At 75.8% G+C, this 24,829-nt stretch carries 21 protein-coding genes; 11 read left to right on the plus strand and 10 right to left on the minus strand.

The annotated features are described in order from the left end of the window. Positions 1-49 precede the first annotated feature (49 nt). Positions 50-487, minus strand: a complete 438-nt coding sequence (locus RMN57_RS28870; protein ID WP_313766206.1) for a protein phosphatase — start codon at positions 485-487, stop codon at positions 50-52. After that, positions 484-1,725, minus strand: coding sequence for an ATP-grasp domain-containing protein (locus tag RMN57_RS28875; RefSeq protein ID WP_313766207.1), 1,242 nt, complete (start codon positions 1,723-1,725; stop codon positions 484-486). Before RMN57_RS28875 ends, RMN57_RS28870 begins: the two co-directional genes overlap by 4 nt. Positions 1,726-2,005: 280 nt before the next feature. Between RMN57_RS28875 and RMN57_RS28880 the strand changes: the two genes are divergently transcribed. The 7 genes from RMN57_RS28880 to RMN57_RS28910 all read left to right on the plus strand — a co-directional run bounded on the left by RMN57_RS28880 (position 2,006) and on the right by RMN57_RS28910 (position 11,459). Further along, complete coding sequence (locus RMN57_RS28880; RefSeq protein ID WP_313766208.1) at positions 2,006-3,316, plus strand: MFS transporter; 1,311 nt, start codon at positions 2,006-2,008, stop codon at positions 3,314-3,316. A gap of 499 nt (positions 3,317-3,815) precedes the next feature. Then, the gene (locus tag RMN57_RS28885) at positions 3,816-4,139 is read left to right on the plus strand and encodes a 2Fe-2S iron-sulfur cluster-binding protein (RefSeq protein ID WP_313766209.1); all 324 of its coding nucleotides are present in this window, start codon (positions 3,816-3,818) and stop codon (positions 4,137-4,139) included. A gap of 23 nt (positions 4,140-4,162) precedes the next feature. Beyond that, positions 4,163-4,951 (plus strand): 2OG-Fe dioxygenase family protein, encoded by a 789-nt coding sequence (locus RMN57_RS28890; RefSeq protein WP_313766210.1) that lies wholly within the window; start codon positions 4,163-4,165, stop codon positions 4,949-4,951. Further along, complete coding sequence (locus RMN57_RS28895) at positions 4,948-5,838, plus strand: sugar phosphate isomerase/epimerase family protein (protein ID WP_313766211.1); 891 nt, start codon at positions 4,948-4,950, stop codon at positions 5,836-5,838. The genes RMN57_RS28890 and RMN57_RS28895 overlap by 4 nt, the downstream gene beginning before the upstream one ends. Beyond that, positions 5,835-7,172, plus strand: a complete 1,338-nt coding sequence (locus RMN57_RS28900; protein ID WP_313766212.1) for a hypothetical protein — start codon at positions 5,835-5,837, stop codon at positions 7,170-7,172. Before RMN57_RS28895 ends, RMN57_RS28900 begins: the two co-directional genes overlap by 4 nt. After that, positions 7,169-9,664, plus strand: coding sequence for an ATP-grasp domain-containing protein (locus RMN57_RS28905; RefSeq protein ID WP_313766213.1), 2,496 nt, complete (start codon positions 7,169-7,171; stop codon positions 9,662-9,664). Before RMN57_RS28900 ends, RMN57_RS28905 begins: the two co-directional genes overlap by 4 nt. A gap of 289 nt (positions 9,665-9,953) precedes the next feature. Next, a complete protein-coding gene (locus RMN57_RS28910) occupies positions 9,954-11,459 on the plus strand; it encodes a glycosyltransferase family 39 protein (RefSeq protein ID WP_313766214.1) in 1,506 nt (501 codons plus the stop codon). Positions 11,460-11,514: 55 nt separating this feature from the next. Here RMN57_RS28910 and RMN57_RS28915 read toward each other — a convergent pair whose 3' ends face one another. Next, positions 11,515-13,116 (minus strand): LuxR C-terminal-related transcriptional regulator, encoded by a 1,602-nt coding sequence (locus tag RMN57_RS28915; protein ID WP_313766215.1) that lies wholly within the window; start codon positions 13,114-13,116, stop codon positions 11,515-11,517. 38 nt (positions 13,117-13,154) lie between these two features. On the opposite strand from RMN57_RS28915, the gene RMN57_RS28920 reads away from it, so the two are divergent. Beyond that, positions 13,155-14,126, plus strand: coding sequence for an NADP-dependent oxidoreductase (locus RMN57_RS28920; protein WP_313766216.1), 972 nt, complete (start codon positions 13,155-13,157; stop codon positions 14,124-14,126). A 126-nt stretch (positions 14,127-14,252) separates the two neighbouring features. After that, positions 14,253-15,077, plus strand: coding sequence for an SDR family NAD(P)-dependent oxidoreductase (locus tag RMN57_RS28925; RefSeq protein ID WP_313766217.1), 825 nt, complete (start codon positions 14,253-14,255; stop codon positions 15,075-15,077). Between the two features lie 58 nt (positions 15,078-15,135). On the opposite strand, the gene RMN57_RS28930 is transcribed toward RMN57_RS28925, so the two are convergent. The 4 genes from RMN57_RS28930 to RMN57_RS28945 are packed head-to-tail and all read right to left on the minus strand — an operon-like array spanning position 15,136 to position 19,388. Continuing rightward, entirely contained in the window at positions 15,136-15,855 is a 720-nt protein-coding gene (locus RMN57_RS28930; protein WP_313766218.1) for an ATP-binding cassette domain-containing protein, read from the minus strand. Next, positions 15,852-16,643: an ABC transporter ATP-binding protein gene (locus tag RMN57_RS28935; RefSeq protein ID WP_313766219.1), complete on the minus strand. Its 792-nt coding sequence runs from the start codon at positions 16,641-16,643 to the stop codon at positions 15,852-15,854. The genes RMN57_RS28930 and RMN57_RS28935 overlap by 4 nt, the downstream gene beginning before the upstream one ends. Continuing rightward, the gene (locus RMN57_RS28940) at positions 16,640-18,664 is read right to left on the minus strand and encodes an ABC transporter permease (RefSeq protein ID WP_313766220.1); all 2,025 of its coding nucleotides are present in this window, start codon (positions 18,662-18,664) and stop codon (positions 16,640-16,642) included. Before RMN57_RS28940 ends, RMN57_RS28935 begins: the two co-directional genes overlap by 4 nt. A 10-nt stretch (positions 18,665-18,674) precedes the next feature. Next, the gene (locus tag RMN57_RS28945) at positions 18,675-19,388 is read right to left on the minus strand and encodes a hypothetical protein (protein ID WP_313766221.1); all 714 of its coding nucleotides are present in this window, start codon (positions 19,386-19,388) and stop codon (positions 18,675-18,677) included. A 114-nt stretch (positions 19,389-19,502) separates the two neighbouring features. Here RMN57_RS28945 and RMN57_RS28950 point away from each other — a divergent pair, with 114 nt between their 5' ends. Further along, on the plus strand, positions 19,503-20,165 hold the full coding sequence (locus tag RMN57_RS28950; protein ID WP_313766222.1) for a hypothetical protein: 663 nt from the start codon (positions 19,503-19,505) through the stop codon (positions 20,163-20,165). Continuing rightward, positions 20,156-21,628, plus strand: a complete 1,473-nt coding sequence (locus tag RMN57_RS28955) for an ABC transporter substrate-binding protein (RefSeq protein WP_313766223.1) — start codon at positions 20,156-20,158, stop codon at positions 21,626-21,628. Before RMN57_RS28950 ends, RMN57_RS28955 begins: the two co-directional genes overlap by 10 nt. An 81-nt stretch (positions 21,629-21,709) precedes the next feature. Here the strand turns inward: RMN57_RS28955 and RMN57_RS28960 are convergent, their stop codons facing one another. From RMN57_RS28960 to RMN57_RS28970, 3 genes are all read right to left on the minus strand, one after another. Further along, entirely contained in the window at positions 21,710-23,020 is a 1,311-nt protein-coding gene (locus RMN57_RS28960) for a PP2C family protein-serine/threonine phosphatase (protein ID WP_313766224.1), read from the minus strand. A gap of 102 nt (positions 23,021-23,122) precedes the next feature. Continuing rightward, on the minus strand, positions 23,123-23,545 hold the full coding sequence (locus RMN57_RS28965) for a MarR family transcriptional regulator (RefSeq protein WP_238862314.1): 423 nt from the start codon (positions 23,543-23,545) through the stop codon (positions 23,123-23,125). 30 nt (positions 23,546-23,575) lie between these two features. Continuing rightward, positions 23,576-24,805: a M48 family metallopeptidase gene (locus RMN57_RS28970; RefSeq protein ID WP_313766225.1), complete on the minus strand. Its 1,230-nt coding sequence runs from the start codon at positions 24,803-24,805 to the stop codon at positions 23,576-23,578. Positions 24,806-24,829 lie beyond the last annotated feature (24 nt).

A 24,829-nucleotide genomic window follows, 5' to 3' on the forward strand; every position in this document is an offset into this window, starting at 1 on the left:
GGTGCGGCGCCGTTGGCCGGGGCCGGGGCAGGAGTCGGGGCCGTGGGCGTCAGCGGAACCGCTCCACGAACCGGCGCTGCCAGGGCGTCTCGACGGCGTGCCGGTCGTAGTGCTCCCGGACGTACGCCACCGCCTCGCCGGCCGGCACGCCGTCCAGGACGGCCAGGCAGGCGAGTGCCGTTCCGGTCCGGCCGCGGCCGCCGGCGCAGCCGACCTCCACCCGCTGCCGGGCCGACCGCTCCCAGGCGTCGCGCAGGGCCTTGGCGGCCTCGACCCGGTCGGCGGGCAGCCGGAAGTCCGGCCAGCAGAGCCAGCGGCTCTCCCACGGCTGGCCCGCGGGCCGGCGGCCCAGCAGGTAGAGCCCGAAGCCGGGTTCGGGCCCGGGCAGCGGCGGCCGGCGCAGTCCGCGCCCCCGGACCAGTCGGCCGGAGGGCAGCGGCAGCACCCCGGGCGCTGCCGGGTCCCAGGCGGCGCCGGGGGCGCTCATCCGGCGGCTTCGGCGTCCGCGGCGATCGCGACCGACGAGGCGAACCACTCCGCGCAGGCGGTCAGCCGCGCGGCCACCTCCGTGGAGTCGGCACCCGTCACCACGACGTCCCCGGCGCGGTCGAAGGACTTCACGGCGGGCTTGGAGAGCTCGCCGGGGCCGAGCTTCACACCGGCGTCGACGACGCCGGGCCGGGTGCGGACCTCGTCCGGAGAAGGTACCGAGCGCACCAGTCCGGCCGGGGCGGTGAGGAAGGCCCAGCCGAACGACCCGCCGGTGGTCTCCGTCGCCCCGGGTGCCGGTGCGCCCAGCGTCGCGGCGGCCCAGTGCCGGTGCAGGTCGCCGCCGAACGCCCGGCGGGTGACCTCGTCGATCCGCCCGCCGCCGACCCGGCCGCCGCACTCGCCGAAGACCAGCGAACCGTCGGGCTGCTCGAACACCTCGATGTGGAACACGCCGTCGGCGTGGCCCAGGGCGGTCAGGACCCGCTCGACCAGGGCGTGCGACCGCTCGTACAGCTCCGGCTGTTCCGCGGCGGTGACGGAGACCGAACCCACCAGCGCCCCGCTGTGCACGTCGATCACGTTGCGGAGGTAGCGGGAGGCGCCCAGCAGCCGTATCCGCCCGTCGCGCACGGCGCCGTCCAGGTGCAGCTCGGCTCCGGGGACGAACTCCTCGACCAGCCAGGGGCCGACCGCGGCGGAGGCGGCCCAGGACCGGGCCTGGCCCGGCGAGGCCAGCCGCGCGGTGTTCCGCGCTCCGGCGCCCGCCAGCGGCTTGACCACGACGGGGAACCCGCCGACCCGCAGGGCCGCCTGCTCGACGCCCGCCGGGTCGTCGAAGGCCTCGCACCGGGCGGTGGCGACGCCGGCCGCGCGGACGCGTTCCTTCTGCACGAACTTGTCCCGGAGCGCGATCGCGACGTCGACCGGGAGGGACCGCGCGCCACCGATCGCGCCGATGGCCGCCGCGGCCACGAGCGAGTACTCCTGGCCGCTGGTGACGAGGTCGAAGCCGCTCGGGGAGAGCCCGGCGCGCCCCAGCGCGAAGAGCACCGACTCGACGTCCCCGGCCTGGTCGGCCACCACGATGCCGGCGTCCGTGCCGCTGCGGGCCCGGTCCGCGTCGGTCGCGCTGACCGCGCAGACGACCGAGCAGCCCTCCGCCCGGAGGGCCTCGATCGCCACCGGCTTCCATCCGACCAGGAGGGCGCGGGGCGGTGGTGTGGTGCTGGGCAACGGACTCTCCGGAACATCGGGATCGGTTTTCGAAGAGTCTGCACAACGGGGTCGGCAGCGGTCAACGGTGGAATCGACGGGAACCGCGCGGACCAGACGGGACGTCAACTCCTTTCCGAATTATGTGAAATCGGCGGCCTTCCGGTCACTTGCCGGTCGATGGGCGGTCCACTAGGGTTGGCCGCGGTCACGGGGGTGTGCGCGGCGACGGGGGTTCGGGCTGGTGGGAATTGTCGCTCGTGTCGTGGCGGAGGTCGTCCCCGCAAAGCGCGGAAGCCGCATGCTGGTTGCCGGGGCGCTGGTCGACTCGTTCGGCAACGGGCTTTTCCTGGCCGCGTCCACGCTTTACTTCGTGGGCGTGCTTCGATTTCCCGCGGCGCAGGTCGCGACGACCCTTTCGGTCGCCGCGATTTTCGGTCTGCTCAGTCCGTTGCCCCTGGGGCACGTCGCCGACCGGTGGGGCGTGGTCCGCACCTACGTCGCGCTGATGTGCCTGCGCGGGGCGGGATTCGCCGCCTACGCGCTGATCCACGGCTTCGCCGGGTACGCCGTTCTCACCTGTGCACTCCTCGCGGCCGAGCGTGCCTGTTCGCCCCTGCTCCAGGTGATCGTCTCCGGCGTGGCCGGGCAGGAGGAGCGGACCCGCACCCTCGCCTCGATCCGGGCGGTGCGCAATGCCGGCCTCACCGGCGGTCTGCTGGTGGCCGGGCTCGTGCTCGGCCTGCACGTGACCGCCGCGTTCCGGGCCGTGTTCCTGGTGGACGCGGTGTCCTTCCTGGTGATCGCCTGGATGGCCCTGTGGGCGGTGCGGGCCTCGGACGGGATCCCGACGGCGCCCGCCGCGGACGTGCGGTCCGGCGCCGCGCCGTACCGCGACCCGCGGTTCATGGTGTTCACCGTCTCCAACGGCGTGCTCTCGCTCTTCGACTCGCTGATCGTCGTGCTGCTGCCGATCTGGGTGGTGCAGCGCACCGAACTGCCCCATGCCTGGCTCTCCCTCCTGCTCGCCGTCAACACCGTCCTCACGGTCCTGCTCCAGGCGTGGGTGCACCGCTTCGCGACGAGCGTCGACGGCTCCGTGCGGCTGCTGCGGGCCACGGCGCTGTCGCTGGTGGTCGGCTGCGGGCTGTTCGCCGTCGCCGAGCGGGTGCCGGTGTGGGTCTGCCTGGTGTGCACGATCGGCGCGGTGGTGGCGGTGACGGTCGGCGAGAACCTGCAGTCGGTGGCGGGCTGGGAGCTGTCGTACGTGCTCTCCCCGGCCGCGGCCAGGGCGCGCTACCTCGCCACCTTCAGCATGGGGATGACGGCCCAGCGGATCGTCGGGCCGACCCTCCTGGTGTCGGCCCTGCTGCCGCTGGGGTCCTGGGCCTGGGTGGTCCTGGCGGCGCTGTTCGCGGCGGCGTCGGTGGGCGCGGTGTGGTCCGGGAGGCCGGTGGCTGGGCCGGTCGCCGAGGGGACGCCCGCCGACGGTCCGGTCGTCGTGGCGGTGCCCGCCGACGGCCGGGCCGCCGAGGGGGCGCCCGCCGACGGGGCCGCTCCGGCGGGCGGGGGGCGGGCGGCGGCCGAGCGGGCCGCTTCGCACCCGAAGTAGTCCCGGAACCGCCGCCCCGACCCCTGCGAAATGGCTGTGACGCAGCCGACAATTGACACCGATCGGGTCCGACCGGTACGTGCCCACCGTTGTCTGGCGGATCGTCAATTACCCGTCGTGGAACCGTTGACACGCCAGTTCAGGGGCGGTTAGCGTGGCGCCGCGTTACCGAGCGGAACCGGGGGGTCCGTGAGATGACGCCTGATGGAGTCGGTGCCGAATTGGCGCCGCTTCTCGCGTGATTGAGGCCGGTGTCGAATCCTCGGGCACCGGGCCGGGTGTCGTCCCGTGGGGGCGGGCGATGCCGCCAGTCGTTCCTGATTACCGATTGCCTGTCAGAAGCCGGACTCCGGCGGCCGGGTGTGCATTCACGCGGGCCGGCCGCGGCCGGCCTGCAAGTCCCTTTCGCCGGTGCCGCGTCGCGGTACTCCCGGCACCCTCGCCCGCCGGGGGAAAGTCATTTGACGATTCGTCATACCGAGAGTGAATTGCCGGCATCATGGCCAAGATCACCTATGTTGAACCCGACGGATCCCGATCCGTGCTGGACGTGCCGGTCGGCGTGACCGTCATGGACGCCGCGGTCGAGGAGGGAATCGGCGGCATCGTCGGCCAGTGCGGCGGACGCATGGTCTGCGCGACCTGCCACGTGTTCGTCGAGGAGGTCGAGGGCGAGTCACCGCCCGAGCCCGACGACGACGAGGACGAGATGCTCGACTACACCGCCGTGGAGCGCCGCCCCGAGAGCCGTCTGAGCTGCCAGCTGACCGTCGGCGACGGGCTCGGCGCCCTGGTCGTCCGACTGCCGGAAAGCCAGACCTGAGGCAGCACGACAAGCGAGGAACCATGCCCACCACACCCATGACCACGCCGGACTCCGCCGTCGCGCCCGATCTGCCGGCGGACGGCCGGAGCCCGGTGCCCGCCGGGGCCCCGGAGCCGGCCCCCTTCACCCACTTCCCCTCCGGTGTCCTGCGGGAGGCCCTCGACGGCGTCCCGGCGCCGGCCCTGGCGGCCTTCCTGGACTCCTGGAACGACCTCCCGGCCGACGAGTACCTCGGGACCGATCGGCCCTACCGCTTCCGCCGGTACGGCAGGTTCCGGCTGCTGGACGACGGCCTGGAGCCGCTGCCGCACGGCACGTTCCTCCAGGACCGGGCGGTGAACAGCCTCGTCGGGGGAGTGCCCCGGCTGTTCGCGCCGCTGCACGACGCCGTCGCCGCCGGTCCGGCGCTGCGCGCGGTCGTCCGGGCCTTCCGGGACCGCCTGCCCGGCCCCCGGCACACCGTCGACACCTGCGGCGTCCACCAGATCCGGGTGGTCGCCCTGCCCGACGCCGAGGGTGACCCGGCGCCGGAGGGGATCCACCAGGACGGCCACAGCTACGTCGCCCAGGTGCTCATCCGCCGCGACGGGGTCGAAGGCGCGCAGTCGCGCCTGTACGACCTCGACCGGTGCGAGATCCACCGGGCGCTGCTCACCGACCCGCTGGAGTCGATCGTCCTCGACGACCGCCGGGTCCTGCACGACGTCTCGCCGATCACCTCCGCCCCCGGTGCCGCGATCGGCGTCCGGGACATGCTGCTCGTCGACTTCTTCGCCAGCTTCGACTCCACGAAAGAGGTAGCCCTGTGACCGACATCCTCGACAGCAAGGCGCTGGTCCGCCCGCGCATCGGGTTCTCCACCAACATCTGGGACAACCCGGCCGAGATCGTGGAGCACATGGAGTTCCTGGCCGGGCACTTCACCGACATCGAGTTCGAGATCGCCGAGGAGGCGCAGGAGGTCCTCTTCGGGGCGACCGCGCCCGAGTACGAGAAGATCGTCGACGGCATGCGCTCGGTCATCGCGACCCACGGCCTGGACGTGTCGGTGCACGCGGCCTGGTACGGGCCGCACACCGACCTGGTCTCGCCGGACGAGGACGAGCGCGCGGAGTCGGTCAACTACCTGCGCCGCGCCGTGCACTTCGCCGCGGACCTCGGCGTGGAGCGGGTCACCTACCACCCCGGCTACATGTCCCGCCGCAGCAACGACGTGCTGCTCGACGTGCTGCGCTCCTCGCTGGACAAGGTGCAGCCGCTGATCTCCAGCACCGGCATCCAGCTCTGCATCGAGAACATGGGCGCCAACCGCCCGCGCTACGTGGTGTTCTCCCCCGAGGAGCACGTCGAGCTGTGCCGCAGCACCGGCACCTGGCTGACCCTGGACGTGCCGCACCTGGCCACCGTGCACCTGCCGCGCGGCGACTACGACGAGGCGCTGGCGACCGTCGCGCCGTACGTCCAGACGGCCCACATCGCCGACATCAAGGGCGCCGACCACACCCACATCCCGATCGGCGAGGGCGACTTCGACCTGTGGGGGTCGCTGGAGAAGCTGGGCGAGTACGGCTTCGGCGGCGCCGCGATCGTCGAGGAGTTCGCCAAGGGCTACAAGCCGGAGGACTACCTGGAGAAGGCCCTGGAGTTCCGCAGCCGCTGGGACGCCGAGGGCGCCCGGCTGCGAGGCGAGGGATGACGGCCTCCCTGGCCGTCGCCGGACCGGCGCCGCAGGCGCGCCGGTCCGGCGCCCCCGCCGCCCCGGCGGCCGGCCTGCTCGCCGCCGTGCGCGCCGACGCCGACCGGATCTCCTCCACCGTCAACCTCGCCGCGTTCGAGAACGTGCTCTCCCGCACCGCCGAGCGGATGCTGCACAGCCCCCTGGCGAACCGCTACCTGATCGGCCACGAGCGGGAGCGCCGGGGCATGGACCCGCTGCTGCGCTCCGGTCTGCTGTCGGCCGCCTACCCCGGCGTCGACCGGCTGGAGCAGGCCGCCGCCGAGACGGCCCAGCGGCTGCTCGGCGCCGCCTGGGTGGACTTCCGGCCGCTGTCGGGGCTGCACGCCACGATGTCGGTCTTCGCACTGCTCACCGAGCCGGGCGGGACGGTCTGGTCCATCGCCCCGGAGAACGGCGGCCACTTCGCGACCGGACCGCTGCTGGAGTCGATGGGCCGGCGCAGCGCCTGCCTCCCGTGGTCCCGCGAGAACGGGACCGTCGACCTCGCGGCCTTCGCGGCGCTCTGGCGGCAGAACCCGGGCGCCATGGTCTTCCTCGACCACGGCGTGCCGCTGGCGCCGCTGCCGCTGCGCGAGCTGCGGGCGGTCGTCGGCCCCGGAACCCTGCTGGTGTACGACGCCTCGCACACCCTCGGCCTGGTGGCGGGCGGAGAGTTCCAGGACCCGATCGGCGAGGGCTGCGACATCGTCCAGGGCAACACCCACAAGAGCTTCCCCGGCGCGCACAAGGGCCTGGTCGCCTTCGCCGACGCGGCCGCCGGCCGGGACTTCTCCGACCGCCTGGGCACGTCCCTGATCTCGTCCCAGCAGACCGGGCCGACCCTCGCCAACTACGTGACCACGCTGGAGATGGGCGTGCACGCCGCCGGGTACGCGCGGGACATGCTGGCGAACCGGGCCGCGCTGGCCCGCGCGCTGGGCGAGTCGGGCTTCACCGTGTACCGCCCGCCGGGGCGGGAGCAGGAGAGCGCGAGCCACGTCCTCCTGGTCGAGGCGCCGGAGCGGCCGGGGCGGGCGGGCGGCTACGAGCTCGCCGGCGCGCTGATGCGGGCCGGGCTGATGCTCAACGCCCGGCCCGTGGAGGGGCGGATCGTGCTGCGGCTGGGGGTCCAGGAGGTGACCCGCCGGGGCATGGGGCCCGCCGAGATGTGGCGACTGGCGGACCTCATGGCGCGCGCCTCGGCCGGGGGCGCGGCCCGCGAGACGGCCGAGGAGGTGGCCGTCCTGGCCGGATCGTTCTCCTCGGTGGCCTACGGATTCGACGACGCGGACGCGATGGAGGTCGCCCGATGACCGCACAGGACCTGGTGCTCTTCCTCGGCAACGCCCGGTACGGCGAGTTCGAGCCGCTCCGGGACGCCGGCTACCGGGTCGGTCTGATCCGCGACGTGCGCTCGCACGGCTGGTGCGCCGACGACGAGGCCTTCGACGTCGTCGTCCCGTGGGATCCCACCGAGGGCGTCGAGCCGCTCGCCGCCCGGCTCGGCGAGGAGCCGGGGGTCTGCGTGCTCAACCTGCGCGAGGCGTACGTCGAGCCCTACGCGCGGCTGCTGACGGTGCTCGGGCTGCCCGCGCTCCCGGAGGAGGAGGTCGCGGGCCTGCGCTCCAAGGAGCTGATGCGCCGGCTCTTCACCGAGCGGATCGGCGCGGACAGCACCGGCCGGTTCGGCCCGGCCGGGTCGGTGCAGGACGTCCTGGACTTCGGCGAGGCGCACGGGTGGCCGGTCGTGGTCAAGCCCGCGGCGCTCTACTCCAGCCTGTTCGTGCTCACGGTGCCCGGCCCGGAGGCCGCCGCCGAGACCTTCGAGCACATCCGCAGGGGCGTGGCCGACCACGTCCGGGGCAAGGGGCTGCCCGAGCGGTTCACGGCCCTGCAGGTCGAGGAGTTCCTGGCCGGCAGCAACCACTCGGTCGACCTCGTGGTCGACCGCGAGGGCACGCCGTGGCCGAGCCCGGTCGTCGACGTCCTCACCGGGGCGGACCTGGGCGGCGACGACTTCCACCACTTCGCCCGCTTCGCCCCCAGCCTCGCCGGGGAGGAGCACCGGCGGACGATGGCCGACCTCGCGGTGGCCGCCGTGCGGGCCATGGGCCTGCGGCTGTGCGCGGCGCACGTCGAGTTCATCCTCACCGTGAAGGGGCCCCGGCTCCTGGAGGTCGGCGTCCGGCCCGGTGGCCACCGGGCGCGGGTGCTCCACCAGGCCCACGGCATCTCCTTCATGGCCGCCTACGCGGCGGTGCTGCGCGGTGAGCGGCCGGACCTGGAGGCCCGCTTCGACCGGCCCTTCGGCATCGTCACCCCGTTCCCGCGCGTCACCGGCGTCTTCACCGGGCTGAACGGGTTCGACCGGGTCACCGCCCTGCCGACGTACGCCCGGCACAGCCTCTACCACGCCCCCGGGGTGATCGCCGGGACGGCGGCGGAGGGCCACTGGCAGGTCCTCTCCGCCGAGCTGACCGCGGACGGCGCGGACGACCTGCAGCGGGACATCGAGGCGGTCTGGGAGATGGCCGACCTCGTCCTGACCCGCCCGCAGGGGGGAGCCGCGGAGCGCCGACGCGACCGGCCGCACCTCCTGGTCATCGGCGGCAAGGACTCCGGCTTCCGTTCGATGGCCGGGCTCGACGCGCGGATCACGCTCCTCCAGCAGCGCGCCAACCTGAGCGGGCTCCAACGGGAGCGGGCGGACGGGCTGTTCGTCCAGGAGGAGCTGGACGACGCCTGGGCCCGCTCGCTGGCGGAGCTCCTGCACGGGGCGGGCGCCCCCTTCGACGCCGTGGTCTCCTTCGCCGAGCCGCACCTGCTCACCGCCGCACGGATCGGGGAGAGCCTGGGCATCGCGCACAACCCGGTGCCGGCGGTCGAGCGCAGCCGGGACAAGACCCGGATGCGCGGGCTGCTCGCCGAGCACGGCCTGCCGTCCGTGCGCTACCGGGCGTGCGGCGCCGCCGAGGAGGCGGCCGCCTTCCAGCGGGAGCTCGACGCCCCCGTCATCGTCAAGCCCGCGGACGGTTCCGGCAGCCGCGGCGTGACCCTGGCCCGCAGCCCCGAGGAGGCCGCGGAGGCGTGGCGGCGGGCCGCGGCGGCCGGCGGTGCGGTGATCGCCGAGGAGTTCGTCACCGGACGGGAGTTGAGCGTCGAGACGCTCACCCTGGACGGCAAGCACGAGCTGGTGGCGGTCACCGAGAAGCTGACCTCGGGCGCGCCCTCCTTCGTCGAGACCGGTCACCAGCTCCCGGCCGGCCTCGGCACCGGCGCGGCCCAGGCCGTCGAGGGCACGGTCGTCGCGCTGCTCGACGCGCTGGGCCACCGCTGGGGGCCCGCCCACACCGAGGTGATGCTGCGGTCGGACGGCTCGCCGGTCGTGATCGAGACCCAGACCCGCTTCGGCGGGGACCAGATCTGGGAGATGGTGGAACTGGTCACCGGCGTGCCGCTGGCCGCCGCCACGGCCGCCGGGATGCTCGGCCTCGACGGGCAGGTGCGCCGCACGCCGGCCGGGGCCGCCGCCGCGATCAGGTTCTTCGCCCACGAGAACGCCGAGGTGCTGGCCGTCGACGGGATCGACGCCGCCCGGGGGCTCCCGGGCGTCGTCACCGTGAAGGCCGCGGCGGAGCCCGGCCGTCGGCTCGGCCCGCTGACTGGATCCGGCAGCCGCCAGGGGTACGTCCTGGCCGTGGGCGCCGACCGCGAGGAGGCCGTCACCCGGGCGGAGACGGCCTGGCGGGCCGTCGACTTCCGCCTCTCCCCGCTGACCGACGGCGGGGCGCGCCCGACGTCCTGACGCGGAAGGGGCCGGCGCCGCCAGGACACCGGTGTCCGGGCCGGCGCCGGCTCCGCGGGGAGGCAGGACGTCGAAGGTGCCGACTTCCCGTTCCCGGCCGGGCGCTCTCCGGCGTGGTGAGTGCCACACTCGTCGCATGGACATTCGGGGGGATGGACCGGAGGACCCGCCTGCCGCCGTGCCGGGGCCGGCTGTCAGGGAGTCGGCGGGACCGGGGCCGGCCGTGGCCGAGCCGGCAGGGCGGGGGCCGGACCCGCTCGAACCGTTCGCGTGGGGCCCGGTCGGGACCGTGGCCGCAGCGGTCGCCGGGATGCTGGTGCTGCTGGCGGGCCGCTACGGCTTCCACCGCGACGAGCTGTACTTCCTCGCCGCCGGCCGGCACCCGGCCTGGGGCTACGCCGACCAGCCGCCGCTCACCCCGCTGCTCGGCCGGGCGTCGGCCGCGCTGTTCGGTGCCGGCCCGACCGGCCTGCGGGTGCTCCCGGCCCTCATCACGGCGGCGTGCACCGCCCTGGTGTCCCTGACCGCGCGGGAGCTGGGGGCCGGGCGGCGCGGCCAGCTGCTCGCCGCGTGCGCCGCGGCCGGTTCGGCGTTCGTGCTCGCGACCGGGCACATGCTGCTCACCAGTACGTTCGACCTGCTCGCGTGGCTGGCCGTGTCCCTGCTGGCGCTGAGGCTGCTGCGCACCGGCGACGGCCGCTGGTGGCCCGCGATCGGCGCGGCGGCCGGGGTCGCGCTGCTGAACAAGGACCTGGTCCTGCTGCTCGTCGGGACCGTCGTCCCCGCCGTGTCGGCCGTCGGTCCCCGGCGCGCGCTGCGGGGGCGGTGGCCGCTGGCGGGGCTGCTGGTCGCGGTGGGGATCGCGCTGCCGAACCTGTGGTGGCAGGCGGCGCACGGCTGGCCCGAACTGACGGTGGCGGGCGGCATCAGCGATCAGGACGGCCCGGAGAACCGGCTGATGTTCGTGCCGATGCAGCTCCTCTACCTCTCGCCGGTGCTGGTGCCGGTCTGGGTCGAGGGGATCCGGCGACTACTGCGTGACCCGGGCCTGCGCTGGGCCCGCGGCATCGCCGTCGCCTACCCGGCCCTCTGCCTGGTGGTGGTCGTCGCCGGCGGCAAGCCGTACTACGCGATGCCGCTGCTCCTGGTGCTCACGGCGGCCGGCTGCGAGCCGACCGTGCGACGCCTCTCCGGGGCGGGCGGAGCGGGGGCTTCCGAGCCCGCGGGGGCGGGCATGTCGACGGGGCCGGGCGCGCCGAAGGGGCCGGGCCGCCGATGGATCCGCTTCGCGGCCTGGCTGGCGTTCGGCGCGGCGGTGAACGTCGTGATCACCCTCCCCGTGCTGCCGCCCCGGCTGCTCCCGGCGGTGACCTGGATCTACCGGGAGCAGGCCGAACAGGTCGGCTGGCCCGAACTCGCCGCAGCCGTCACCGAAGGCTGGGCCGCCGTCCCGCCCGAGCGCCGCGACCGCGCGGTCGTCCTCGCCTCGAACTACGGCGAGGCGGGAGCCCTGGCCGAGTACGGCCCGCGGCTCGGTCTGCCGGGCCCGTACTCCGGCCACATGAGCTTCGCCGACTGGGGCCCGCCGGACGACGCCCACGACGGCCCGGTGGTGCTGGTCCACCCGGACGGGCACGCGGGCGTGGAGGCCTACTTCACCGACTGCCGGGTCGTCGCCCGCGTCGACAACGGCCACGGGGTCCGCAACCAGGAGCAGCACGCGCCGGTCCTGCTCTGCTCCGGCCCCACCGCGCCCTGGTCGGTCCTCTGGCCCCGGCTGCGGCACTTCTACTAGCCAGGTCCTGTCCTGTCCGGTCCCGTTCACCGGCCGGGTCCGCGGGTCGGTGGTCTCAGGAGGCCGCGTGGAGGGTCGGCGAGGACGGCATGCCGGCGCGGTGGGCCAGGGCGGCCGCCGCGCCGCGCGAGGTGACGTCCAGCTTGGCCAGGATGTTGGCGACGTGGAACTTCACCGTGGACTCGCTGATGTGCAGGGCGCCGGCGATCTCACGGTTGCGGCGGCCCCGGGCCAGCTGGTCGAGGACGTCCAACTCCCGTGGCTGCAGGGCCGCGAGCGGGTCGACGGCGACGGGCGCCGTCGGCAGGTGCAGCGGCAGGTCGACGGTGACCGTGGTGCCCCAGCCGGGGACGGGCTCCACGGTCAGCCGGCCGGCCAGGGCGGTGACCCGGTCGGTGGTCCGGTGGACGGCGAGGGCGTCGGGGGCGAGCAGGCCCGGGCCGTCGTCGCGGACCACGGCGCGCACGGAGTCCGCCGTGCACTGCCAGCTCACGTGCAGGCGGGTCAGGGCGTCCTGCTCCAGCATGACGAGCACCGCGGAGCGGACCGCCGCCCGGGCGGTGTGCGCGGTGTCGGCCGGCACGGAGCGCTCGCCGGCGGCAGGGGGCAGCAGATCGAGCCGGACGGGGCTGTGCCGCAGCAGCGGGCGCAGCTCGTCGGCGAGCCGGGCGAACGCGGTGGCGGCGGGCTCCTCGCTCAGCTCGCGGTCGAGCTCGGCGCCGGCGCGGAGGTCGAGCAGGGCGTCGACGGCGAGTTCGGTGGCGCTGCGGCGGGCGGTGGCGTCGTCCAGGGCGGTCGAGCGCAGCGGCGCGAGGATCGCGGTGAGGGCGGACGCGTGCGCGCCGCTGAGCTCGGCGATCGCGCGGGCGCGGGCGCCGGCCGAGGCGCGCGAGGCGGCGGCGTGCACGGGGGCCGCGTCGGTCGCGCGGTGGTGCGAGTGGATGGTGACCAGCTCCCAGAACCGCTGCAGCACGGCGAGCGTGCGGCCGGGGAGCGGCGCGGACGGGGGCGCGGGCAGCGGTGCGGGCCGGGCGTCCCGGCCCGGTCGGCGCCGGGCACCGGGTGCCGCACCCGGTGGCTCGGTGGCCTCCCGGACCAGTACCAGCAGCGCGCCGCTCGTGCCGGCCGGTGCCGCGGCGACCGCCACGGCGGGCCGGGGCCGCCCCGCCAGCACCGCCTCGCCCTGCCAGGGGCGGCCGGGCTCGACGCTCTCCGCCAGGTGGGCCAGCTCCAGAGCGGTGATCCGGCCGGCCAGGTCGGCGGGCCCGGAGGTGATGGTGGGGGAGTACGTGCAGACGCCGCTGAGCTGGGCGGCCGCGGTGTGCGGGACGAGGTCCGCGAGCACCTCGGACAGCCGGGGCAGCATGCCGGGCCGAGGCGTCCGCAGTACCTCCACGGCGTGCGCCAGGGCGTCCTCGGCCCGCTCCCAGGACGGCCGCGGCCGTCCGGAGTCCGTCCCGCCCGCCCCGTGCGCCCCGCTCGCCCCGTCCGTAGTGTCCGTGGTGTCTGCGCTGCTCGTCGTGTCCGTGGTGCCGCCCATGGCGTCCAGCGTAGTGGCGCGGTCACCGGACCGGCCCAGCCGTTCGGACAGGTGGAACCGGCCGAACGGCGGGCCGGTCCCGGTCCGCCACCACCCCAGGATGGAACCCGTCGCCACGGCGAACTCCCCGATACACGAAGGACGGTGGGATCCTCATGACCACGAACGCACGCACCGACGGCAGCTCCGGCACCCTCACGACCAGGGCCATCGGCTTCTCCGAGTTCGGCGGCGCGGAGGTGCTGCGCCCGATGGAGGTCGAGCTGCCCGCCCCCGGCCCGGGCCAGGTCCGGATCACCGTCCGCACCGCGGGCGTCAATCCGCTGGACCACAAGCTGCGCGCCGGTGCGATGACCGAGCTCATCCCGGTCACCTTCCCGGTCGTCACCGGCTACGAGGCGGCCGGTGTGGTGGAGGCGGTCGGCGAGGGCGTCACCGCCTGGCGGGTCGGTGACGAGGTGTTCGGCCCGACCTGGGGCGGCGCGCACGCGGAGCACGTGCTGGTGGAGGCGGAGAAGCTGGCCCGCAAGCCGGCTGGGCTGGGCTGGGCGGAGGCCGCGGCGATCCCGGTGGCGGCCGAGACGTCCTGGCGGGTGCTGGACCTGCTCGGTGTCGAGAGCGGGCAGACGCTGCTGGTGCACGGCGCGGCGGGCGGGGTCGGCACGGTGCTGCTGCAGTTCGCCCGTTCGCGGGGGATCCGGGTGGTCGGCACGGCGAGCGAGGCCAACCACGAGCACCTGCGCGCGCTGGGCGCGGTGCCCGTCACCTACGGCGAGGGCCTGGCCGACCGGGTGCGGGCCGTCGCGCCGGAGGGGGTGGACCGGGTGCTGGACGGCGCAGGCCAGGGGGACGTCCTGCCCCTCTCGATCGAGCTGGCCGGCGGGGCGGAGAACGTGCTCTCCATCGCCGACTTCGAGGGAGCCGCCCGCTACGGGGTGCGGTTCAGCGGGGGGACGGAAGCCAAGGACTACAACCGCGAAGCCCTGGCGGGCGCGCTCGCGCTGCACGAGGCGGGGGAGCTGCAGCTGCCGGTGCACCGGGTGTTCCCGCTGGCCGAGACGGCCGAGGCGCACCGGGTGAGCGAGCACGGGCACCTGCGGGGCAAGATCGTCCTCGCGATCGGGTGAACGGCTCGGCCGAACGGGGGTCGGCCGAACGGTTCGCCGAACAGATCGGTGCCGGCCGGCTCGGCGTGCGCACCAACTGTGCTGCCTACGCGCCTTTCTGATGCCCGGTCGGTATGGTCCGGTGCCATGACTGAGCTGAGCGGAGTCTCGCAGGGCGGTGCGCCGGCGGCCGGACGGCTGGCGGGCAAGGTGTGCGTGGTGACGGGTGCGGCGAGCGGCATCGGGCGGGCGGTGGCCGAGCGCTTCGCCGCCGAGGGAGCGGCGGTCGTGGCCACCGACGTCGACCGGGACGGCCTGGGGCGGCTGGCGGACAGGCTGCCGCAGGCCGTCACCACGGTGGTCGGCGACGTCTCGCGGGACGACGACGCCCGCCGCATGATCGAGGCCGCCGTCGAGCGGCACGGCCGGCTCGACGTCCTGGTGGCGAACGCGGGCGTGATCCCCCTGATGGAGATCACCGAGGCGAGCGCCGAGGACTGGGACCGGGTGATGGCCGTGGACGGCCGCGGGATGTTCCTGACCTGCAAGTACGCCGTGGAGGCGATGGTCGGGGCGGACGGATCGGGCGCCGCCGGGCACGGGGGTGTCGGCGGCGCGATCGTCTGCGTCTCCTCGATCTCCGGCGAGGCGGGCCAGCGTGGCCAGGCGGTCTACGGGCCGGCCAAGTTCGTCGCGTCGGGGCTGACCAAGCACCTCGCCGTGGAGTGGGCCTCCCGCGGCATCCGGGTCAACGCCGTGGCTCCCGGGACCATCACCACCGAGCGGGTCCGCCGGCTGCAGGACGAGCCGGGCGGCCCCGAGTACCTGGCGGCGATCGAGAAGCTGCACCCCATGGGGCGGTTGGGCGACCCCGCGGAGGTGGCCGCCGCGGTGCTCTTCCTGGCCTCCGACGACGCCTCGTTCATCACCGGCGCCGTCCTGCCGGTGGACGGCGGCTACCTGGCCCAGTAGCGGCGGTCCCGAGCACCGGCCCAGTAGCGGCGGTCCCGAGCACCGGCCCCGGGCGGGCTCACGGCCCCGGGCCGGTCGGTCGCCGCTCCGCGGCCTGCTGCGCTCCCAGCTCGGCGGGCTCGCCGGAGAAGCCGACCTCGCCCCGGTGGAGCACGTGGACGACGGCCGCTCCGGCCAGGCCGTGCGGCAGCGACTGCGCGGTGAGGACGACCGTCCGGCCTTCGGCCGCGGCCAGCGCGAGCAGGTGCGCGTGCAGCCGGGCGGTGACGGCGGGTGCCAGCCCGCGGTCCGGCTCGTCGAGCAGCAGGAGGCGCGGGCCGGTGCTCAACGCCCGTGCCACGGCAACGAGTTGCTGCTGCCCGCCGGAGAGCGTACCGGCCCGGCGGGGGAGCAGCGCGGTGAGCTCGGGGAAGAGCTCCAGCGCCTCGTCGGTGGCGGCGGGTACGGGGGCCGGCCCGGTGCCGCTCCCGGCGAGGCCGAGGTGTTCGGCCACCGTCAGCGAGGCGAACACGGCCCGCTCCGCCGGCACCAGCGCCAGCCCCAGCCGCACGCGCCGGTGGACGGAGAGCGCGGTGACGTCCCGCCCCTGCCACTCGACCCGCCCGGCGGCCAGGCGCATCACCCCGGCCAGCGCGTGCAGCGCGCTGGTCCGCCCGGCGCCGTTGCGGCCGAGCAGGACCGTCACCGCGCCGGCGGGGAAGGGGAGGTCCACGCCGTGCAGCGCTTCGAGCGGGCCGTAGCGGACGCGGGCGCCGTGCAGGGCGGCTTCGACGGTCACGGGTGCGGGTCCCCTCCCTGCCGGTCCGGCCCCCAGGCCCGGGCCACCCGGGCATCGGCGAGCACGGCGCCGGCCGGGCCGTGCGTCACCACCCGGCCGTCGGCCATCGCGTAGACGGTGTCGGCGAGTTCGGCGACCAGGTCGGGATCGTGCTCGACCAGCAGCAGCGCCATGCCGCGGTCGGCCAGCCCGCGCAGGACGGCGACCAGCCGGGCGGTCTGCGCCGTGTCCAGGCCGGCCGCCGGTTCGTCGAGCAGCAGGACGCGCGGGTCGCCGGCCAGGGCGCGGGCGAGCTCGACCAGGCGCAGTACCCCGGTCGGCTGCTCGCCGGCCGGCTGCGCGGCGAGCTCCTGCAGGCCGACCAGGGCCAGGGCGCGTCCGGTGGCCGCGTCCACCGCGCGGGCGTCCCGCCGGGCGCCGGGCCGCTGTTCGGCGCCGACCCGGACGTTGTCCGCGACCGAGAGGGTCGGGAAGACGGCGATCTGCTGGAACGTCCGGGCCAGGCCGAGCCGCACCCGGGCGTGGGCCGGCCGTCGGGTCACCTCGCGGCCGCCCAGCAGCACCCGGCCGGCGTCCGGGCGGACCGTTCCGGCCAGGCAGTCGAACAGGGTGCTCTTCCCGGCGCCGTTCGGCCCGATCAGGGCGGTGATCCGCCCCGGCGGCGCGGTCAGGTCGACGCCGGCCACGGCCTCGATGCCGCCGTAGCGGCGGACCAGTCCGCGTGCCGTCAGCCGGGCGGCGGCGCCGGGCCGGGCCCCGGCGGCCGGACGGGCGACGCCCCGGCTCACGGGTCGGCCCCCTCCGCGGGCCCGCCCGCCTGCCGCGCCGCGATCAGCGCGCGGACCCGACGCCCCGCCGGGGTGAGCCGCCCGGGCGCGAGTGCCGCCCCGGACCCGGCGAGTGCCGCCCCGGCGGTGCCCGGCGGCGGCTGCGGCCGCCGGACCGCCAGCCGCTCCGCCAGGCCCGCGAGGCCGCCGGGGAGCCGACCGATCGCCGCCGCGAGGAGCCCCACCGCGACCGCCGACACCCCGGCCGTCGTGCCCGCGTCCAGCCCGATCAGCAGCGCGGCGGCCAGCACCGCCCCGAGCGCGCTGTCCGCGCCGGCCACGACCACCGCCGCGAACCAGAGCAGCCCGCGCACCGGGTCGAACGAGGCGGCGTCGAAGGCCCGCCCGGCCAGGCCCATCAGGCCGCCGCCGAGGGCCGCCAGCGCCGCCCCCGCCACGAAGGCGAACAGCTTGAGCCCGGGGACGTTGACCCCCGCCCCGACCGCGCCCGGCTCGTGGTCGCGCATCGCCGTCAGCGCCCGACCCAGCCGCCCCCGGTGCAGCCCGTGCACCACCGCCAGGCCCAGCCCCAGCAACAGCAGTTCGGCGAGGTAGAAGGCCCGGTCGCCCGCCAGGAAGCCGGGCCGGTCCAGGGTCAGCCCGGTGGTCGCGTACGGCTGCTGGAACACGAACCGGCTCATCGCCGTGCCGACGGCGAAGGTCACCAGCGCCAGGGCGAGCCCCCGGCGCCGGATCGCCGGCCAGCCGGTGAGCAGCCCGAGCGGCGCCGTGGCCAGGACGGCGAACAGCAGCGCGGGCGCGGCCGGCAGCGGCGGCACACCGGGGATCCGACCCGACATCAGCAGCGCCGTCCCGAGTGAGCCCAGCCCCGCGTACCCGGCCTGGCCGAGCGAGATCTGCCCGCCGTAGCCGGTCACCACCACGATGGAGAGCAGCACCAGGGCCAGCGCCGGCACCAGCAGCGCGCTGCGCAGGTCGTTGCCGCGGAAGCCCAGCGGCAGCAGGAGCAGCACCAGGCAGACCGCCCCGGCCGCGCGGCCCCCGGCGGCCGCGCCGTCCCGCCCGGCCCGGCGGGCGGGCAGCGGGGCGCGGTCGCCGTACTCGCCCGCGATCCCCGGCCCGGCCAGCAGGGCGGTGGCCAGCAGCGCCACCACGAACAGGTTGGCCTGCAGGGCCTGGACCAGCGGCAGCAGCTGCCCGGACGGGCGCACCCTGGTCAGCTCGGCCTGCGCGATCCCGAGGGCGAGACCGGTGGCCACCGCGACCGGGATGCTGCGCAGCCGCGCCGCCACCGCGACGGCGATGGTCTCCATCACCAGCAGCGGCAGCCCGTACGGGTCGAGCAGCAGGTAGGGGGCGAGGGCGATGCCGACCAGGCCCGCGGTGAGCGAGCCGAACGCCCAGCCGGCCGCGGACACCCGGTCGGCGTCCACGCCGGCGAGCCCGGCGAGCCGGCGGTCGTCCACCACCGCGCGCAGCCGGAGGCCGAACCGGGTGAACCGGGTGATCGCGGCCACCGTGAGCCAGAGGACGGCGATGGCGGTGAGCTGTGCCACGGTGTCCGGGCGCAGGCCGTGGCCGCCGGGGAGCGGGATCGGCGTGCCGCCGAACGGCGAGGGCGCGCCGCTCAGCGGGGCGCTGCCCCAGACCAGCACCACCAGGCCGATGAGCAGCACGAACACGCCGATCCCGGCCACCGTCGTCTCGGCCACCCCCGCCCCGCGCCGCTGCAGCGGCCGGTAGACCAGGACGTCCAGGAGCACCCCGAGCGCGGGCGCGACCAGCAGCAGGCAGCACGCGACGGCCGGCCAGACCGGCCACTGCCGCACCACGACGAGGTCGCGCAGCAGGTAGGCGACGAGCATGGCCTGGGCGCCCTGGGCGATGTTGAGCACGCCGGTGGCGCGGTGGCAGACCACCAGGCCGATACCGCTCAGCGCGGCCGCGCTGCCGACGGTGAGCCCGGCGAGGGCGAGGTCGACGGTGAGGCCGAGGGAGTCGAGGGCGGGGACGTTCGGCACGGGGACCGCCTCAGCCGGCCGGCGGGGCGTCGGGCCCGTCCGGGCGGTGGGGGTCGCCGGGGTCGCCGGGCTCGCAGATCCGGCAGGGCGTGAGCCGGCGCACCCGCGCGGTGGCCGCGTCGACCGGTCCGGCCCGCGACTTGCCGGCCACCAGCGGGCAGCCCGGCCGGTGGTAGAGCGTTCCCTCGGGCACGGCCAGCAGAACGGCGCCGCGCGGTGCGGCAGCGCCGGACGGACGCGGGGCCGCCGCGTCGGCCGGTCCGTCCGCAGTCCCGTCCGCAGTCCCGTCCGCGGTGGTCCCGTCGGCGGGCTCGACCAGCAGGGCGTACAGCCGCTCCACCCGCAGATCGGTCAGGTCGGGGCGGCCGGTCGCGGACGGCGTGCCCCGCGGTCCCTGCGGCTCCGGCGGCTCCCGGGGTTCCTGCGCGGGACCGCCGGACGGCCGCAGGGCGACCAGGACGGCGCCCGCGACGATCAGTGCGGCGCCCGGGATCGTGGACGACGCCAGGTAGGGGATCTGCTGCTCGGCGAAGCTCTCCCCGGAGACCCCGTACCAGCCGAGGACGCAGAGCGCGGCACCCGCGGCCGCGACGATCCAGCCGAACCACTCGCGCGCGTCCCGGACGATCCGCGCGGCCGGTCGCCGCAGCCCGGAGCCGCGTCCGCCGGGCGTTCCCGGTGCGGCGCGGTGGGGGATTTCCCCCTCGGATTGCGATTCGTCCATGGATCCGCCTTGATGGTGTCACTTGCGACATTTCCAGCATCGGCCTGGAACAGCATCCGGACATCGGCAGAGCGGGCCGTGTGGACTCCACCCGCCGCCGTCGAGAGGAACACCATGCACGTGAGTAAGAGCGCCCCCCACGACACTCACGACCCCCACGACACCCATGGCGCCGCGGTCCGGCACGGTGCCGCGGTCCGGTACGGCGGCCCGGTCCGGCGCGGCGGCCCGGTCCGGCGCTGGGTGAGCGTCCTGCTGGCCCTGCTCCTGGTGGGCGTGGTGGCCGCGTGCAGCAGCGGGTCCGGCTCCTCCTCGTCCCCCTCGCCGACCCTCCCCACGGCCGTCACCGGTTCGGCGACCGTCACCGCCGGCGGGACCACCGGTCCGACCGCCGGTGCCACCGCGCCCGCCGACGTGGCCACCGCCAAGAACGAGGTCACCGCCAACTGGGAGAAGTTCTTCGACCCCACCACCCCGATCCCGGAGAAGGCCTCGTTGCTCCAGAACGGTGATCAGCTGCTGCCCGTCCTCCAGGGCTTCTCCCAGGACCCGCGGGTCGGCCAGGTGAAGGCCAGGGTCACGGACGTGTCGTTCAACTCGGCGACCGAGGCCACCGTCACGTACGAGCTCTCGCTCCAGGGCAACGTGGTCGAGCCCAGCGCCACCGGCCAGGCGGTGCTGGAGAACGGCACCTGGAAGGTGTCCCGCTCCACCCTCTGCGGCCTGCTCACCCAGGCCGGCGGCGCGAGCGGCACCCCGATCCCCGGATGCAGCTGACCGCGGGGCCGTTCCCCCGGGCCGCCGACGCGTCCGGTCGTCGGCGGCCCGCCCGCCCGCGCCGCCCCGACGCCGTCGGCCCGGGGCCGGCCCGGCGCCCCGACGCCCGGCGGCGCGGGGCCGCACGGCTCGTCGCCGGGTTGCTGGCGGCCGTCGTGCTGTTCGCGACCGGCTGCGGCACCCGGCTGCCGGACAGCGCGTTCACCTCCCGCCCCGCCTCCGGCCCGGGCACCTCCGCGGGCGGCAACCCGGCCTCCGACACCGGTGTCACCGCCTCCGAGATCCGGATCGGCATCGTCACCTCGCTGACCAGCCCGGTCGGCAGCGAGGTGTTCAGCGGCCCGCGCTACGGCGCGCTGGCCTTCGTCCAGGCCCTCAACGACCGCGGCGGCCTGCACGGGCGCACGGTCAAGGTGGTCACCTGCGACGACGGCGGCAGCGGCATCGGCAACCAGGACTGCGTCCACCGGCTGATCGACCAGTCGCACGTCTTCGCCTTCGTCTCCGGCAGCGTCCTCGACTACGCGGGCGCCCCGTACGTCAGCGAGAAGGGCGTGCCGGACGTCGGCGGCCAGCCGATCGGCACGGCGTACGACCGCTGGCCGCACCTGTACGAGATCTACGGCAACAGCGCGCCGCGCGACGGGAACGCCGTCGGCTGGAACGGCATGCTCTACCAGACCACCGAGGTGTACCGCTTCTTCAAGGAGCGGCTGGGCGCGCGCAGCGCCGCCGTGGTCGCCTACAACCAGGCCGACTCGGCGCGCTACGCCGCGCAGCTGCGGGAAGGGCTGGAGGCGGAGGGCTACCGGGTGCTGACCCAGACGGTCGACTTCGCGCTGCCGAACTTCCAGGCGGTGGCCGCGGCCGTCCGTGCGGACGGCTCACAGCTGCTCTTCGACGCGATGGACACCCGGGGCAACGCGGCGCTCTGCCGGGCGCTGGACGACGCGGGCGTGCGGGTCGAGGCGAAGGTGACCAACGTGCAGAACTGGTCCGAGACCGTGCGGACGGACTACCAGGCCTCGCCCAACTGCCGGAACGTGCTCTGGGCCACCTCGTCCAGCCTCAACTACGAGGACGTCGACCACCCGCCGGTGGCGGAGTTCCGCGCCGCGATGGCCAAGTACTACCCCGACCGGGAGCCGCTGCTCTCGGCCTGGGAGCTGGAGGGCTGGGCGGGCGCGCAGTGGCTGACCGACGCGATGGACTCCTGCGGCGCCGACCTCACCCGGGCCTGCGTGGAGCGGTTCATGAACCGCCCGGAGCCGTACGACGCGCACGGGCAGATCCTGCCCGCCTCCTTCGTCCCGCAGCCCCCGCCGAGCGGGCCGACCCGGGCCTGCCTGAACGCGGCCCGCTGGCAGGACTCCGGGCAGGGTGGCAAGGGCGGCTGGGTCACCCAGGTGGCGTCGATGACCTCCACCTGCTTCGAGGTGCCGCAGCTGCCGTACCGGCCGTGACGGGGCCGCCCGGCCTGTCGGGGGTGCCACGGGCCACCGGCCGCCCGGTCCGCCGGAGGCGGTCCCGGGTCGTCGCCGGCCTCAGCCGCGGCGCGGGAGCCGCTCCACCACGACCATCGCCGCGTCGTCGTCCAGCCGGCCGCCGACGTGGGCGAGCAGGTCGCGGCGGAGGCGGTTCAGCAGGACCTCCGGGCGCTCGGAGCGCCAGGCGTCGACGCGCTCGGTGAGCGGGTAGAAGCGACGCTCCGGGTCGCGGGCCTCGATCACGCCGTCGGTGTAGATCAGCAGCCGGTCGCCGGGCAGGAAGGGGAAGTCCTCCACCTCGTACGTGGTGGGGGCGAGCTCGCCGAGGCCGAGCGGCGGCGCCGGGTGGCGGGCGTTCAGGACGGTGATGCCGTCGGCGTTCAGGAGCAGTGGGGGCGGGTGTCCGCAGTCGATGAGGCGGAGCACCGGGCCGTCGTCCGGGATGTCCAGGATGACGGCGGTGATGAAGGACTCGCCGCGGTCGTCCGCGGCCGCGCCGCCGCCGTCCGGGCCGGACTCGTCCCGGCCGAGGCCGGCGGCGGCCCCCGCGCTGCGCTCCAGCCCCCGGCCCAGCTTCTCCAGGCCGAGGTCCAGCCCGCGGTCCAGGCTCCGTTGCAGGCCGTGCCCCCGCTCCCGGCCGTGGGCCGGTCCGCCGTCCCGGCCGCCGTCCTGGTACCGGTCCTGCTCGCCGAGCTGGTCGAGGTCCCAGCAGACGCTGCCGTCGAGGTATCCGGCGAGCTCGGGGAGGTCGGCGTGGAGGTGGGCGGCGGCCCGGAAGGCGCCGAGCAGCAGCGCCGCGTCGCCCAGTGAGGAGAGGCCCTTGCCGCGGACGTCGCCGACCAGCAGCCGGGTGCCGCCGGCCGTGCGGGCCGCCGCGTACAGGTCGCCGCCGACCTGCGCCTCGGCCTCGGCCGCCAGGTAGACGGAGGCGAGGTGGAGCGGCCCGATCCGCTCGGGCAGCGGGCGCAGCAGGACGCGCTGGGCCGCCTCGGAGACCGTCCGGACCTGGGCCAGCTCGCGTTCGTGCCGGTCGCGCAGCACGCGCAGGCCGATGATCAGCGCCGAGACGGCGATCAGGGCGCCCAGCTGGGTCTCGTGGTTGGCGGTGGTGATGCCTTCGCGCAGGAGCCCTATGACCGTCAGCGCGGCCAGTGAGAGCAGGGCGACGACGGTGGTGGCGCGGGCGCCGGCGAAGGAGGCGGTGATGGCGGGGGCGACGATCAGCAGCGGGCCCAGGTGGATGTTCGAGGGCGCGAGGACGTCGACGATCGAGATCACCGCGATGAGCGCGAGCGGCAGCACCGTCAGCGCGCGGCGGCCGGGCCGCCACGACGGGCGGCGGTCGCGGGGGCGCTGCCGAAGTGGCACCTCTCCTCTGTACACCGTCCGGGAGGTGGGGCGCACTTCGGCGGCCCCGGGCGGGGCCCGGCCGCGCCGGGGCGCCCGACGGACACCCCGGCGCGGGGGTGGTCAGCCCTCGGCGCCGTAGCGGGCGAGGTAGTCGGCGAACCGGGCGACGTCCTCGTCCGACCAGTCGGTGAAGCGGGCGGTGAAGGCCGCCCGGCGCTGCTCGTTGGCGTCGCGGAGCAGGGCGAGGCCGGCCTCGGTGGTGCCGAGGATCTGGCCGCGCTGGTCGTCCGGGTCGGTCTCGCGGCGCAGCAGGCCGAGCTTCTCCAGCGCGGTGACCTGGCGGCTCACGGTGGACTTGTCCAGCATGAAGTGGGAGGCGACGTCGGCGGCCCGGCAGCCGCCGCGCTCGTTGATCAGGTCGAGGATGCTGTAGGTGACCAGGGAGAGGTCCGGGTGCAGCTGGCTCGCCTTGTGGCGGGCTCGCCGGGCGAAGGCGGTCAGCTCGCGCTGGATGGTGTCGATCGACGTCTCGCGGCCGGGCACGGCTTCCTGCCTCCTCGGAAATTTGTTGCACTATACAACGGATTTGCCGGGATCGGCGGCCGGGCCGGGCGCCGACGCCTGCCAGGTGCGGGCGGCTGCGATCCGGCGGGTCGCGCTCGGGTGAGTGGCGAACAGTAGCCCAAGCACCCGGGGCGGGTCGACGTCCGAGACGTTGGTCACTGCCAGTCTGCGCTGCATCGCGATGAACTGCTCGGCGTCCGAGGTGAGTTCGAGGGCGTGCCGGTCCGCCCGGACCTCGACCTTCCGGCTCACCGCGCACTGGACCGGGCCCGACAGCGCGCCCAGCAGGGCCGCGCAGGCGGCCAGCAGCGGCAGCGCGCGCGGATCCGCGGCGTCCGTGGCCCCGGCGGCCGACAACAGCGGCTCCCAGTCGGCCAGCAGCCCGAGCACGGCCACCACGAAGGCCGCCCCCATCGCGCCCAGGACCGTGCCGGTCAGCACGTCCCGGTGCTTCACGTGACCCAGCTCGTGCGCCACCACCAGCTCCACCTCGCGCGGCTCGGCGGTGGCCAGCAGCGTGTCGTACACGACGATGCGGCGGGTCGCGCCCAGACCGGAGACGTAGGCGTTGAGCGCCGTCGTCCGCCGCGACGCGTCCGCCACCAGGACGTCCCGGACCCGGACGCCGTCCTGCTCGGCGAGCCCGAGCAGGGCCGTGCGCAGCGGGCCGGGCGGCATCGGGCTGAACCGGTTGAACACCGGCTCGACCAGCAGCGGGTAGAGGAAGGAGAGCGCCGCGGTGAGCAGTGCCGCCGCGCCCGCGGCCGGGATCCACCAGTACCGGGGCGACCGGGCGGTCAGCGCGAACAGGCCGAGCGCCACCGGCAGGGCCAGGACGAGGCCCAGCGCCAGACCGCGCAGCGCGTCCACGGCCCAGCCGCCCCAGCCCTGCGTCACCAGGCCGAAGCGGGTCCGGACGGTGCGGACGCCGGCGCCGAACGGCAACTGCACCGCCTGGCCGAGGACCACCAGTGCGGCCGCCCCGGCCAGCACCTCCGCGGTGCGGGAGCCGCCGAACCAGCCGCCGACCGCGGTCACCAGTGCCGCGCCGGCCGGGGTCAGTCCGAGCAGCAGCACGAGCGCCAGCCCGGCCAGCCGCCCGCCCAGGGCCCACGGCAGCTGGGCGCGGCGCAGTGCCCGGCCGCGGGCGCGCTCGGCGGGGGTGAAGTCGCCGGTGGCGGGCGTCGCGGGGGTGGGAGGGGGAGCGGCGCCCGGAGCCGGGCCGGCCGAGTCTGTCATCTGCTGTCCGTCACCCGTCATCTG

The organism is Kitasatospora sp. CM 4170 (assembly GCF_032110285.1).
Lineage (GTDB): Bacteria > Actinomycetota > Actinomycetes > Streptomycetales > Streptomycetaceae > Kitasatospora > Kitasatospora aburaviensis.